We start from the raw sequence: 11,548 nt of genomic DNA, 5'->3' as shown, positions 1-11,548 counted from the left end.
CTGCGTGGCATGCCTTCATGGTTTCTGCGAAAGCCCGGCGGCCGCGTAAAGGAGAGGAAATCCAACCGGCCTTCGGAGAGTATGGCTGACGCCGCGTGCAGCCGTCAATCGCCGATCTTGGGCCGGCATGCGTCACCATTTGCAGAAGAGCCCTTCCAAATGGCACCCCGAGCACTGCCTGATGCCGGAAGAGCAGGAAACCCGCGGGAAACCGGGAAACCGGGAAACCCGGCAGAGTGCCACCTTCCGCATCCGAATCTTGTGGCGCTTCGTCAAGGTGAACGTGCAGCGCACCCACCTACCCTTTTGTAAATCAGGCAGGCAGTTTTTTGATTGGCAACCATTCGTCGAGGCGACAATTGGGCCAGGTGGGAAGATTTTCCACATTGTTGGTGAGCGGCAGGCTGGGGTCGTGCAGTGGCTGGAGATTGCGGCTTAGTCGTTGAGGATCTGACGGCAGAATTGGCCGAGATTGGCGAATCGCTCCCTGTCGGTGGTGAAGCCTTCTATCGTTGGCAGGGAATGTTTCATCGCCAACCTCGGTCGTTTCTTGTTTTTGACGGAAGCGTCGATCGTGTGGATGAAACGTTCCATCTTTTTCATGAAGCGTTCTATCAGCGACATGAAACCTCCCATGTTTTTCATGGAATGATCGATCGTCGGCATGGACCCTTGCTTCTCCGGCATGGATCGATCGATCCGTCCCTGGAATGGGCACCCCTGGCCGGCACAATGACCGGGATGGTCGCCGCCGGCCAGAGGGCTGGCTTTACGGGGCTTCGGTGCTCTTCCTGGTCTTGCGGGCAAAGCGGCGACCGAGGTCGTCGAGGGTTTCTTCGAGTGCGCCGGTGTGGATGTGGTGGACTTTGGCGTACTGGCCCACCAGCAAGGCTCGGACGTAGGCTTCGCTGCCGGCGGCGAAGTAGCTGTCGTCGATCCGGCGGCCCAGGGTTTCGGCGGCGTGGCGAATGGGGTAGAGCGCTTCGATGAGCTGGACGGCGACGCGGAATTCTTCGAGGCCCAGGCTGCCGGGGAGAATTTCCGGATGCGCTTCGGCGTTCGGCGTTGCTTGCGAGAGAGGGCGCGAAGCGGAGCGATCGTCGCTAGTGTCGTATTACACGCAATATGGGACCTCTAAATTACGGCTACCGCGTCGGTTTCGCTCCGCTGTCAGGTTTACTGAAAGGCTTGTCGGGAACGAGGAATGAGGAGTGCGGCACTACACCAGCCCACACGTCATTGCGAAGAGGCGCAGCCGACGTGGCAATCCAGTTCCATCCTCTAACTCTTTCCCCGCCGCATTGACCTATTCACAACGCGAAAAACCAAAGCTCTGGATTGCCGCGTCGGCTGCGCCTCTTCGCAATGACGGTGGGTGGGAGATGCTTGCCGAACGTCTCATCCAGAATGCATCACTACCGTAGGGAGTGCTCGCAATAGGGCGGCACTCCCGACAACCGTGAAGTGGAAGCACTCGCTTTTCGGGGACCGGAACCGTGGCGCCGGTTCTTGGATCGCGCCCGCTCCGCGCTGGGTGGTGGTTCAGACGGAAGCTTCCGTACCACGAATTTCGCCGCTATCGCCTTGCGCAAGAGAGTGCCCGCCGGCGTCGAGGATTTCCTTCGCCACGATGCCGTCATCCCGGCCTTCGCGACCTTCGCGACCTTCGCGGCCGGCTCTTCCGAAAACAAAGCTGTCCATCGCCAGCACGCGGTGCGTGATGCCGCCATCGATCACCGTCGCCGGCAGGGACGTGGCAGCCGCGCCGGCGGCCACCAGCAGTGGCCAGAAATGCTCGGCGGTTGGATGCGCGCGTTGGGCATACGGGGCCAAGGCGAGGGTCTGGCGCAAGCGCGTGCTGTCGCCGGCGACAAGGGCTTCGCGAACCCAGGCGGCGAATTCGGCCACATAGGCCTCGTCATGACCGTGGTGCCCGTGCTGGCCGTGGGGGCCGTGGGCGCCGCGAACCTCGTTGAGGTTGTGGGTCAGGCTGCCCGAACCGACGATCAACACGCCGTCGTCGGCGAGCGGCGCGAGCGCCTGACCGAAGGTCCAGGCCGAATCGGCGTCCAGCCGTGACGGCAGCGAGACCTGGAAGACCGGCACGTCGGCCGCGGGGTAAAGGTACAGCATCGGCACCCAGGCGCCGTGGTCCAGACCGCGGCGCTCGTCCGCTCGCGGCGACCAGCCGGCTTCCTGCAGCAGATCGAGCGTGCGACGCGCCAGCTGCGGGTGACCGGCCACCGGGTAGTCGATCTCGTACAGCGCCGGGTCGAAGCCACCGAAGTCGTGGATCGTCCTCGGCCGTTCCACCATCCCGACCTGCGGACGGGGCGTCATCCAGTGCGGTGACACGATCAGCACCGCGCGGGGCTTGGGCAGTTCGCGACCCAGGGCCGTCAGTCGCGGCCCGGCCAGGCCGGGCTCCATCGCGAAGCTGGGGGCGCCGTGCGAGACGAACAAACTGGGTAGACGTTCCATGGCGTCGCTCCTGGTCGGATGAGTGTTCGCGCGCTGCGCTTCAGCGCGCGCCGCGCGCGGCCAGCATGGCATCCAGCGACCCTCGACCCGCGCCGCTGATCAACAGCGAGAGCGATGCGGCGAGCAGTGCCAGGGCGAATTCGTAGCCGTTGTTGGCCATGAACAGGCCCTTGTCGATATGCACGCTGAAGATCGCGACAAGCATGGCGAACACCAGGGTCGCTGCGGCAGGGCGAACGAGCAGCCCGGCGATCAGCGCCAGACCGCCGAAGAACTCGGCACTGCCCGCCAGCAAGGCCATCAGGTAGCCCGGCGTCAGGCCGAGCGAGGCCATGAACTGGCCGGTACCTTCGAGGCCGTAGCCGCCAAAGGCGCCGAACAGCTTCTGCGCGCCGTGGGCAACGAAGATGATGCCCACGGGAATGCGCAGGGCCAGCGCGCTCCAGCCGGCGTTGGTAGCGACGACGCGTTGCAGGAGGGAAGTGGTATTGGCGGTACTCATGGGGTGCTCCGGACAAGGGTGGTCAAGCGAAGAGCGCATTGTAGGAATTGCGTCTGGGCAGATAAACATGCTTGAATGCGATTCACTGTTCCGAATTTCGAGACCAATGGACCGATTCGAAGCCATGCGGGTTTTCGTCGCCGTGATCGACGCCGGCAGTTTTGTCGGTGCCTGCGACGCGCTGGCGCTTTCCAAGGCGGCGGTATCGCGCCATGTCGCGGATCTGGAGTCGCGCCTGGGCGTGCGCTTGATACACCGCACGACCCGCAAGTTGTCCTTGACGGCCGAGGGCGAGGTCTTCCATGCGCGTTGCGAGGAACTGCTCGCCAGCGTCGAAGAGGCGGAAGCCGAAATCACCTCGGTCAGCGGCGAGGCCACGGGAATCCTGCGCATCAACGTCCCTTTCACTTTCGGCCACTTGCATCTGGCGCCGCTATGGGTCGAGTTCATGGCCCTGCACCCGAAAGTGACGCTGGACGTAACGCTGGCCGACCGCGTGGTGGATCTGGTCGAGGAAGGCTTCGACATGGCGGTGCGCATCGCGCGCCTGCCCAACTCCACGCTGATCAGCCGCCAGCTCACCTCGGCGCGCCTGGTGTTGTGTGCCTCCCCCAGCTATCTGCGCAATCACGGCACGCCGGCGCATCCGTCGGAGCTGGCGCAGCACGCGGTCGTCGCCTACAGCCTGTTCTCGATGGGCGACAACTGGCCGTTCACGGGGCCACAAGGCACGCTGTCGGTGAAAGTGTCACCGCGCCTGCGCACCAATAACGGCGACACCTGCCGGGTCGCCGCGCTGCGCCATCAGGGAATCGTGTTGCAACCTTCCTTCCTCGTCGGCCCGGATCTGATCGCCGGAACCCTGGTCGAGCTGTTGCCGGCCTACCGTTCGATCGAACTCGGCGTGTACGCGGTTTACCCATCGCGCAAGTTCGTCGCGCCGAAGGTTCGCCTGCTGATCGACTTTCTCGCCGACGCTTTCCGGATGCAGGCCTGGCCAGGATAGGGGCTATTGGAATTTCCGTGGCGAGGCAGCCACGGCACAGGTTCAGGGGAACTGCACGCTGAGTGCTATCCGATCACGCTGTGGCCGCGCGGAAAATTCGCCGGCGAGCACGCCGCTGCGCTACATTTTTGAGCGTCAGCAGTCGGCCACAACCTGCCAGTCGAGGTGGTCATCCAATTTGAATAGCCAAGGCGTTCCCTGACGCGGCTGAATGTCCGGAATTCGGCAAGCAACTTGATGTTTGGACTGTCTCGACCCGGCCAGATCCGGTCATCCAACGGCTCGAATAATAGCGATGTTGAACGGCAGGCAACACATCAGAAACCAGCCGCTCGACTCTGGTGGTCATAGGACGGCCCATCGGCCGAAACATCCGATCGGAACTTGCCCCTGACCTAACCGGTCTAGGCAACTGATCGGGTATTCAAGCTACCATTTGACGGCTGGTCAGTTCCTGGAAGAACGAAGCCAACTTCCCATGAGGCTTGTTCGTAATAACGAAAGCAGCAGCCAGCCAGTTCAAACAGTGCTTCTGGAAAGCTTGAGCAAGCTATTCAATCAAACTGGTGAAAATGCTGAAGAAGTCCGCGCGGCCACTCGCCAGCGTTCCCTGACGAGAGTCAGTCTTTGATATGGAGGATACGATGGTCGTAACGACTAGACGCCTGATGCTGGCGTGTGTTCTGATGGCTACCAATTTCTTCGCATTTGCAGCGGACTCTGTCGAGTCCCGGTCGATCCATTTTGCCAAGGGCGCTTCCGCGGCCACAGTGAAAGGGTCGCTCAAGGGTTACAAGGTTGTCGACTACAAACTGCGGGCTAAGGCAGGCCAGTCGATGAACGTTAAGTTGAAGACTAGTAACCTCAGCAACTACTTCAACGTGCTCCCGCCCGGCTCCAGCGATGTCGCCATTTTCGTTGGCTCGACCAGCGGCAACGAATGGTCCGGGACCCTCCAGGACGATGGCGAATACGCGGTTCGGGTTTACCTGATGCGCAACGCCGCCCGCCGCAACGAGACCGCCAACTACACCCTCACCGTCGGCATCACCGGTGCCGCTGTAGCACCGCCTGCCGCGGAGGCCGCGCCCGCTAGCGATGCAAAGGTGAAGGGGACGCCGTACCACGCCACCGGGGAAGTGCCATGTTCGCAGGGCGATGCGCCTCAAGGCTCTGCGCAGTGCAACTTCGGCGTGATCCGTGGCCAGCCGGGCAACGCCGCGGTCCATGTGATGCCACCGAGGGGCTTCAAGCGCACGCTGAACTTCGCCGGCAACAAGGTGAGTTCAGAGGGCGACGCCAAGGTGGAGGCCACCAAGAGCGGCGATATGTGGTCGGTTACTGTCAACGACTATGAGCACTACCAGATTCCGCAGGCAGTGATCTCGGGCGGTTGATTCCCCAGTCCAACCGCTTTGGTCGTACTCCGGCCTGCCTCTTGATTAGCGCACGATCGCCGACATCCAATCGATAGTCTGGGACGCCGACGACTCGCTGCACAATGCCGGCGACTTCCCTTCTTACATCATCGTGAAAGTCGTCATAGCAGGCGACCAAGGTTCCGGCAATGGAAATCCTGAGTCGCGTGTTTGTTCAGCAGCCGCTGCACATCCTCCTTGTCGCGGTCGTCTGCCTTCTTGCCTGGGGCCTGGCGCGTCGAGCTCCTGGCGAGCGTTCCCGTCACGGCAATTCGCTGCGGGTGGCGGCGATCGCCTGGCTGTACTATGCCGTCTGGGAATGGCTGGTTGTCACCATGACGCCAGAGGCGAACATACGGGTTGATCTGTTGATCATCTGGCCAATCCTGATAATCCTGACCCCGTGGTCAATTTTCAGGACCGGGCGATCATGGGTTGCCGGTCTTCATGATGAGTGTGAATACGAGCAGACATGCACCGTATTGCCAACTATTGCGGCCTGATCTCTCTGGCTTACCTGCTCTCGGCGTGCGTACCAGCACATCACAATAAGGCCAGTGCACCCTTGGTGGGCACCTCGTGGGAATTGATGTCCATCCAGTCGATGGATGATGCGACAGGCACCACCCACATTTCTGAGCCGGCGTACTACGTGCTCACTTTTGGCAGAGATGGCCGCGCCAGCTTCAGGCTGAATTGCAATCGGGCGACTGGGGACTGGAGTGCGCAGCCCGGCAGGGGAGATTCCGGACAACTTGCTTTCGGGCCGCTTGCCGCAACGAAAGCCCTGTGCCTGCCCCCCTCGGAGGACGAGCGCGTCGCACGGGACATGGCCTACGTTCGCTCCTACCTGCTACGCGAGGGCCAGTTGCACATGTCTCTGTATGCAGATGGCGGAATCTACACTTGGCGCCGTTCAGGACGGTAAGTAGGTAGGTAAAGAAGCGCTCGACGTTAGTTGCCCGAATTGGCTCTCGGTTGGCTGGCCACGCGGTCGCCGTCTCATTAGCACAAGCACAATTGGCTGGAGGAATCTGCGCAACGCGCGTGCCACTTAGTCTCTCGGTACCCCAATTTCTCGGATGAGAAAAATTCCGCCTGCAAGCGCGACGTGACGCGATGCCTGTGAATGCGTGTGGGGGCCCAATATCGCCTCAAATCAATATTGCAGCGACAGGCTTATCGTCCATCCCCTGACGTGCTCACCGAACAGGTAGCTTGCGCCCAGTCGCGCGCGGTCTGGGCGCTTTTGATCGGTCACCAGAGGCGTTTCCATACCGACACCCACTTCTGCGACTGACGTGAAGCCAAGCACATCGCGGTTGGGGCCGAAGAAGCCGGCGTAGCCGCCATAAATTACCCAGTCGAGCGGACGTCCAGCCAGTTGCATGTCGGTCGGCGCGGCGTGCTCCGCCCGCAGCGAGTAGATATTGGCGGTTTCGTTGAATTCGAGTACGCGGTCCGACTCGCCAAAGCTGGAAATCCACGAGCGCGCAACATGGCCGCTGATACTGATCCTTCGAGCCTCGTCGATCCTGTTCCACCCGAGCTGGACACTCGGGGTCACCAACCATGCATTTGTTCGCCAGTTGAATAACAACTCATCGAAAAACGGTTTTAGGAGGTTGGCCGTGCCGTCATAGTCCGCCCGGTTGTCCAGACGGGCGACGCCAAGGTCAAGCGCGGGCGCGAGCGTAAAGCCGTTGCCGAGTCGAATCTTGGCTAGCAGCCCGCCCGTAAGGCTGTATGCCGACCACTTGCTTGCGATGCTGCCACCGCCCACGTCGAGATCTTCCTTCTGTTGCAGGTAGTCTCCGGACACTCGCCAATAGAGGTCGGAATCCTGCGAAAGTGCGAGCCAGCGAGACTGGTAGGGAAGGCGAAAGATATCGATGGTCGGCCGATCGCCTCCGTGATCGATCTCGAAGTGTGCCGCGCCGATATCGGGTGTCGCCGCTAGGTTCAACATCTGCGCATAGCCCGCCCCCAGATTCGCCTCCGCAACCAAGGGACGGAATATGTCTTTCAAGGATTGCGCCGCGGCAGGCATGGCGGCCATCATCAGGAGCGTGCCTATACAGGCGGCGCGAGTCGGGAGTAGCATGGCCTTGGTAGCTGGCATGCGGGAGCCTTTCGTCGATTGAGCGAGCCGTCAGCTTGCCCTCGAGTCGAAGGAAGGTCAAGAATCAGGCGTCAGTCGTTCCCATTTTCCTGATGTGGAACGGCTAACCCTCGCCTGGCAGCCCCTAGCCGGTCGCCGAACGTCTGATGTTACAGCATCGGCTCCGGCCGAGAACCAGCCTGACATCAGATGCCCATGACCGGCAGCTTGATGATCAGTAAGCCGCCATTGAGTATGCTAAATGTAGCAGGGAGGTTTGGGTCGTCAGCACTCGATGATGAATGGCCGCTTCCGGGAAGCGAAGCTTCACTGACCGCTTTCCGGCGACAAAGTCGACGAGAGGTCGGGCGCATCACGACCCGAAGCGGCCTGCTGACGTTCGCAAGTGCTATGGCTGGATTGGGCAGTTGAGCTGCCATTTACGGAGTTGATTGAGCAACCTGTGGACGTCGTCGCCATAGGAGCAACAATGGGCGCCGTAGCGCCCATTGGTTCGTTTCAATTACGCCTGGTCAGGCAGGTCAATTTTGCAGTTCGATCTCTCCTGGTCGCCAGGTCTTGTCGAACCACGGCTCCAGCGGTCCGTAGAGACGCAAGATCATGAACCAGCCCTTGCCCGGAATCGTCTGTACCCAGTTATTCTCGAACCCTGCCGGAGCTTTGGGTCCGAACCAGACATCAACAGAGCCATCGGCATTGGTCTTGAATCCTTTGTCTTGACTACTGACACTCGGCGCCTTCTGATCGGTCTGCAGCATTGAGCGTGTCTGGTTGTCGTACACGATGACCGACCAGAAATCCTTGACCGGAACGTTTGGAGGCAGACGAAGCTTGTAGGTACTTCCACCATCAAAAGGCTTTGCCTTCGAGTCCAGGGCGGCCCATGGGTACTGCGAGCCGAGGCCAACCATCTTCTCGGCCATCGCAGGCGTCACGCCGGTGGCGAAATAATAGAAGAAGGCAGCGCCGTCGAGGTTGGCAACACCCGGCGCCACCTCGAACTTGTAACCGCCGAAGAAGGGCAGACGCCACGAACTGTTCGGGTAGAAATAGGCGTCCTTCTCGCGCATCTTGAAAGCAATGGCACGGGCGGTGACAGCACCGATGTTGGCTGCATCAGCGAGAATCTTCTTCATTCGCGCATCGGGATTGAATGGCTGGCCTTTGACAATGCCGATCGAGGCAAAGAGTCCAAGGGTAGTTGGGTCGGAACCCTCAGCCGGCTCTTCCTGAATCATCTGGTTCAAAAAATTCCAGAATGAGTAGTCGCCGGGTGCGACAAAATTCGATGGAATGCCCGAAGCGTTGACAAATTTCATCGACGGCGGATTGGCTGCATCGGCAAGCTGATAGATCTTGAGGTTCTTCTTGACCGACTCGACCCCGGGCTTTGTCGAACCATCGACGAGGAAGGATCGGAAGGCCAGCCAAGTGCCGTAGGTGCTGGGTCGCACGACGTGATAACCGGCTGGGACATCGCCCTTGTAACCGGGCGGGAGCACCAGGTATTTACCGCCTCGTCCCTTATCCGCACCAGTGATGCCGACATCGACCACCCACTTGTACCAGAAGTCGTCGATCAGCCCCAGCACCTTGGGGGGAATGTCAATCACCAGCGGTCCCTTTTTGGTGTCCAGCCAGATGAAGCTGTAGACCGTGTTGTCGTTTGCAGTCAGCTCAACTGTCTTCGGGTCGACCAGATTTTCCCAAATGACGTCTGTTTGGTTGTCGGGACCAAACTTGCGCAGCGAATCGCGCATGCCAGCCTGATTGACAATCGGGATGGCCAGCAGGTAGGCCTGTAGCGCGCGCGATCGATCAAGGTTGTCGTAGACTTTTTCAATGGTCTCGGTGGTCGGGAAACCGTCATTGAGCTTCAGGGTGCCGATCGACGTCTCGACCGTGTCCGGTATAGCGACGCCCGGTGCGATCGGCGTAGTCATTTTGTAATCGCTGGCGCTCGCTGTCGCCACGAAGGCAGCGGCGAGCAGTGCGCCCATAAGCGCTTGTTTCGTCATGTTCTTCACTCCGGTAAATTGCATGTCTCGGTGTTCATGGCAGATCCGCCGGCCGCTGGGTTGAAGCGTCCAAGTAACACTGCTTGTTCGTCAGCGTATCAGCTTCGAGGAAAAGCTACTTTGCAATTCCGGCCCTCTCATTGACCCGTCCGCCAAGCTCCGCTTAGGATCGGGCACGCCGAAAACAGCTGAGGAACAGGGGGTTTCGGGATGGCTCGATCAAAACAATCAGCGGCAGACAAGGTTTCCATGACAAACCACGGAAGTATCAGTAAGCCTCCCCTGCAACAGGCCAACATCTCGATGTCAGCTCGGCGCGCTGCTGTGTCCGTCACTGCCGACGGTGATGTCAGGATCGGCCCAGTCGCTGCGGTGCCGATGGTATTGACTGAACTCGGCATCAATCCACGTCGGGCGTTCGTGCGGGCCGGCGTGCCGCTTCACCTGTTCAAGAATCCCGAAAATCGCATCGCCTTCGACGCGCTGGGGCGCTTGCTCTCGGAGTGTGCAAGCCTGACGAATTGCACCCACTTCGGCCTGCTCGTCGGAAGACACTTCGATCTGAAAGGACTCGGTGCCATCGGTTACCTGATGCGCAATTCAGCGACAGTCGGCGAAGCGTTGCGGGCACTGCTTCTACACCTTCACCTGCATGATCGGGGTGCGGCGCCGGTATTGCTCAATCTGGATACATCAACCGTAGTCCTCGGTTACTCCATCTATCGACCCGGGGTGCCGGGTGTCTCGCAACTCTACGATGCGGCGATCGCAATTGGCTTCCGGGCATTGGTTGACATCTGCGGTCCCGCTTGGAAACCGCTGCGCGTTCAGTTTTCGCATGTCCGACCAAAAGATACGAGACCCTACCAGCGACTCTTCGGCTCAAACCTCCGTTTCGATGCCGAGGTGTCGGGTATCGTTTTCGCCTCGTCGTGGCTTGACCATGCCATCGTAGGTGCAGACCCCGCGCTTCGTGTGCTGATCGCACAGGCGATCAGGCAGGAACATGCAAATGGCACAACGTCTTTTGTCGATGAAGTGCGGAGCGCGCTGCACCAGATGGTGCTAAATGGCATATCGTCAGCGCAGGACGTGGCACGCCTGTTTGGCATCCATGATCGAACGCTGCGCAAACGGCTCGCCGCGGAGCAGACTTCCTTACAGCAACTCGTCACTCAAACGCGCTTCACGCTTGCACAGCAACTACTGGCAAACACGCAACTTCCTTTATCGGAAATTGCGGCGGCGCTGCATTACGCTGACTCAGCCGTATTTTCACGAGCATTTCGGAAATGTGCACAGGTGAGTCCAAAGAAGTGGCGCGCTCGGTGTGGCACAGGGGAGACCACTTTGGGGTAGATCATTTCTGCCATGGCTACATCGTGATCGGATTGCGGCGACCAGCTGCCTGCTGTACTGCATCCGGTGGCAGGCAAGGCTAAACGTGTCCGAAAGTTGCCTGTCGGCGGACGTCTTCTTTCAAGATTGCTGCTGACACTCAATCTGCGGGTTTAAGCGACCAGTGAGTGCCTGCTCATGGCCGGGAGGGTGAGGTCGCAAATGGCCGCTTCGGAGAATTCCAGTTCGCTGAACCTGGGTTTAGCTGAATGGCCGCTATCGGGCGATCGCTACTTCCGCTTTGGGTCGGAACCGGGCGTAGCGAAACGGTTGAAGCAGCCGTTCGGTGCAATTTCCCGTCCTGCGCCCGGTAAAGGAACCCTGCCGGAGGTCCGCCCAGAGTGACGCCAATGTCCGAAACGGCCGATGGCCAGGCGAGGTGCGCCTCTTTCAGAATGCCTGCTTGAAAGCAAGTACCGGTCGTTGATTGTCGTCGCTCGGACTGCGCTTGCGCTCATAGCCACCAGATTTGCACGCTCTTACGCCGCCAACACGATGCTCGATATTCTGGCGCCTGCCGGCATCGGCCGGACAAGCTTCGGCGGCGGCCAGGCCACTGGCTGCCGCCGCGCTCGTCCCCGAACGGTCGCTGCTCAAGTCTCG

13 protein-coding genes are annotated in these 11,548 nt (G+C 60.2%); 6 read left to right on the top strand and 7 right to left on the bottom strand.

Annotation, left to right across the window (positions count from 1 at the left end; all coding sequences use genetic code 11):
* Positions 1–181: 181 nt before the first annotated feature.
* A complete protein-coding gene (locus E4Q23_RS15045; RefSeq protein WP_169067389.1) occupies positions 182–439 on the top strand; it encodes a hypothetical protein in 258 nt (85 codons plus the stop codon).
* Here E4Q23_RS15045 and E4Q23_RS15040 read toward each other — a convergent pair.
* The 4 genes from E4Q23_RS15040 to E4Q23_RS15025 form a co-directional block, all read right to left on the bottom strand.
* Complete coding sequence (locus tag E4Q23_RS15040; protein WP_211203776.1) at positions 436–687, bottom strand: hypothetical protein; 252 nt, start codon at positions 685–687, stop codon at positions 436–438. The two genes, E4Q23_RS15045 and E4Q23_RS15040, sit on opposite strands and share 4 nt — an antisense overlap.
* Positions 688–1,306: 619 nt before the next feature.
* Positions 1,307–1,546 (bottom strand): hypothetical protein, encoded by a 240-nt coding sequence (locus E4Q23_RS25275; protein WP_423753348.1) that lies wholly within the window; start codon positions 1,544–1,546, stop codon positions 1,307–1,309.
* On the bottom strand, positions 1,543–2,481 hold the full coding sequence (locus E4Q23_RS15030) for a dioxygenase (RefSeq protein WP_248595477.1): 939 nt from the start codon (positions 2,479–2,481) through the stop codon (positions 1,543–1,545). The genes E4Q23_RS25275 and E4Q23_RS15030 overlap by 4 nt, the downstream gene beginning before the upstream one ends.
* Before the next feature lie 40 nt (positions 2,482–2,521).
* Positions 2,522–2,983 carry a DoxX family protein gene (locus tag E4Q23_RS15025; RefSeq protein ID WP_169067387.1) on the bottom strand — a complete coding sequence of 154 codons (462 nt, stop codon included), beginning with the start codon at positions 2,981–2,983 and terminating at the stop codon, positions 2,522–2,524.
* 106 nt (positions 2,984–3,089) lie between these two features.
* Here E4Q23_RS15025 and E4Q23_RS15020 point away from each other — a divergent pair, with 106 nt between their 5' ends.
* From E4Q23_RS15020 to E4Q23_RS15005, 4 genes are all read left to right on the top strand, one after another.
* Entirely contained in the window at positions 3,090–3,989 is a 900-nt protein-coding gene (locus tag E4Q23_RS15020) for a LysR family transcriptional regulator (protein ID WP_169067386.1), read from the top strand.
* A gap of 686 nt (positions 3,990–4,675) precedes the next feature.
* On the top strand, positions 4,676–5,386 hold the full coding sequence (locus E4Q23_RS15015) for a hypothetical protein (protein WP_169067385.1): 711 nt from the start codon (positions 4,676–4,678) through the stop codon (positions 5,384–5,386).
* Positions 5,387–5,556: 170 nt separating this feature from the next.
* Positions 5,557–5,910, top strand: a complete 354-nt coding sequence (locus E4Q23_RS15010) for a hypothetical protein (RefSeq protein ID WP_169067384.1) — start codon at positions 5,557–5,559, stop codon at positions 5,908–5,910.
* Positions 5,880–6,335, top strand: a complete 456-nt coding sequence (locus E4Q23_RS15005) for an META domain-containing protein (RefSeq protein ID WP_169067383.1) — start codon at positions 5,880–5,882, stop codon at positions 6,333–6,335. The genes E4Q23_RS15010 and E4Q23_RS15005 overlap by 31 nt, the downstream gene beginning before the upstream one ends.
* 231 nt (positions 6,336–6,566) lie before the next feature.
* Here the strand turns inward: E4Q23_RS15005 and E4Q23_RS15000 are convergent, their stop codons facing one another.
* Positions 6,567–7,469 carry a hypothetical protein gene (locus E4Q23_RS15000; protein WP_169067382.1) on the bottom strand — a complete coding sequence of 301 codons (903 nt, stop codon included), beginning with the start codon at positions 7,467–7,469 and terminating at the stop codon, positions 6,567–6,569.
* A 581-nt stretch (positions 7,470–8,050) separates the two neighbouring features.
* On the bottom strand, positions 8,051–9,529 hold the full coding sequence (locus E4Q23_RS14995) for a DUF1254 domain-containing protein (protein ID WP_248595484.1): 1,479 nt from the start codon (positions 9,527–9,529) through the stop codon (positions 8,051–8,053).
* Positions 9,530–9,796: 267 nt separating this feature from the next.
* Here E4Q23_RS14995 and E4Q23_RS14990 point away from each other — a divergent pair, with 267 nt between their 5' ends.
* Positions 9,797–10,906: an AraC family transcriptional regulator gene (locus E4Q23_RS14990; protein WP_248595476.1), complete on the top strand. Its 1,110-nt coding sequence runs from the start codon at positions 9,797–9,799 to the stop codon at positions 10,904–10,906.
* 429 nt (positions 10,907–11,335) lie between these two features.
* Here E4Q23_RS14990 and E4Q23_RS14985 read toward each other — a convergent pair whose 3' ends face one another.
* A complete protein-coding gene (locus E4Q23_RS14985; protein ID WP_169067381.1) occupies positions 11,336–11,542 on the bottom strand; it encodes a hypothetical protein in 207 nt (68 codons plus the stop codon).
* Positions 11,543–11,548: the final 6 nt, after the last annotated feature.

The organism is Candidatus Accumulibacter phosphatis, from assembly GCF_012939955.1.
GTDB classification, from domain to species: Bacteria; Pseudomonadota; Gammaproteobacteria; order Burkholderiales; family Rhodocyclaceae; genus Accumulibacter; species Accumulibacter delftensis.
Note: the sequence above shows the minus strand (reverse complement) of the source record. Positions and strands in the feature narration are given on the sequence as shown.

Excerpts from the sequence above, each read along its gene's own strand:
- E4Q23_RS15045 (WP_169067389.1), top strand. The coding sequence starts at position 182 with ATGCCGGAAGAGCAGGAAACCCGCGGGAAACCGGGAAACCGGGAAACC.
- E4Q23_RS15040 (WP_211203776.1), bottom strand. The coding sequence starts at position 687 with ATGCCGGAGAAGCAAGGGTCCATGCCGACGATCGATCATTCCATGAAA.
- E4Q23_RS15030 (WP_248595477.1), bottom strand. The coding sequence starts at position 2,481 with ATGGAACGTCTACCCAGTTTGTTCGTCTCGCACGGCGCCCCCAGCTTC.
- E4Q23_RS15025 (WP_169067387.1), bottom strand. The coding sequence starts at position 2,983 with ATGAGTACCGCCAATACCACTTCCCTCCTGCAACGCGTCGTCGCTACC.
- E4Q23_RS15020 (WP_169067386.1), top strand. The coding sequence starts at position 3,090 with ATGGACCGATTCGAAGCCATGCGGGTTTTCGTCGCCGTGATCGACGCC.
- E4Q23_RS15015 (WP_169067385.1), top strand. The coding sequence starts at position 4,676 with ATGGCTACCAATTTCTTCGCATTTGCAGCGGACTCTGTCGAGTCCCGG.
- E4Q23_RS15010 (WP_169067384.1), top strand. The coding sequence starts at position 5,557 with ATGGAAATCCTGAGTCGCGTGTTTGTTCAGCAGCCGCTGCACATCCTC.
- E4Q23_RS15005 (WP_169067383.1), top strand. The coding sequence starts at position 5,880 with ATGCACCGTATTGCCAACTATTGCGGCCTGATCTCTCTGGCTTACCTG.
- E4Q23_RS15000 (WP_169067382.1), bottom strand. The coding sequence starts at position 7,469 with ATGATGGCCGCCATGCCTGCCGCGGCGCAATCCTTGAAAGACATATTC.
- E4Q23_RS14995 (WP_248595484.1), bottom strand. The coding sequence starts at position 9,529 with ATGGGCGCACTGCTCGCCGCTGCCTTCGTGGCGACAGCGAGCGCCAGC.
- E4Q23_RS14990 (WP_248595476.1), top strand. The coding sequence starts at position 9,797 with ATGACAAACCACGGAAGTATCAGTAAGCCTCCCCTGCAACAGGCCAAC.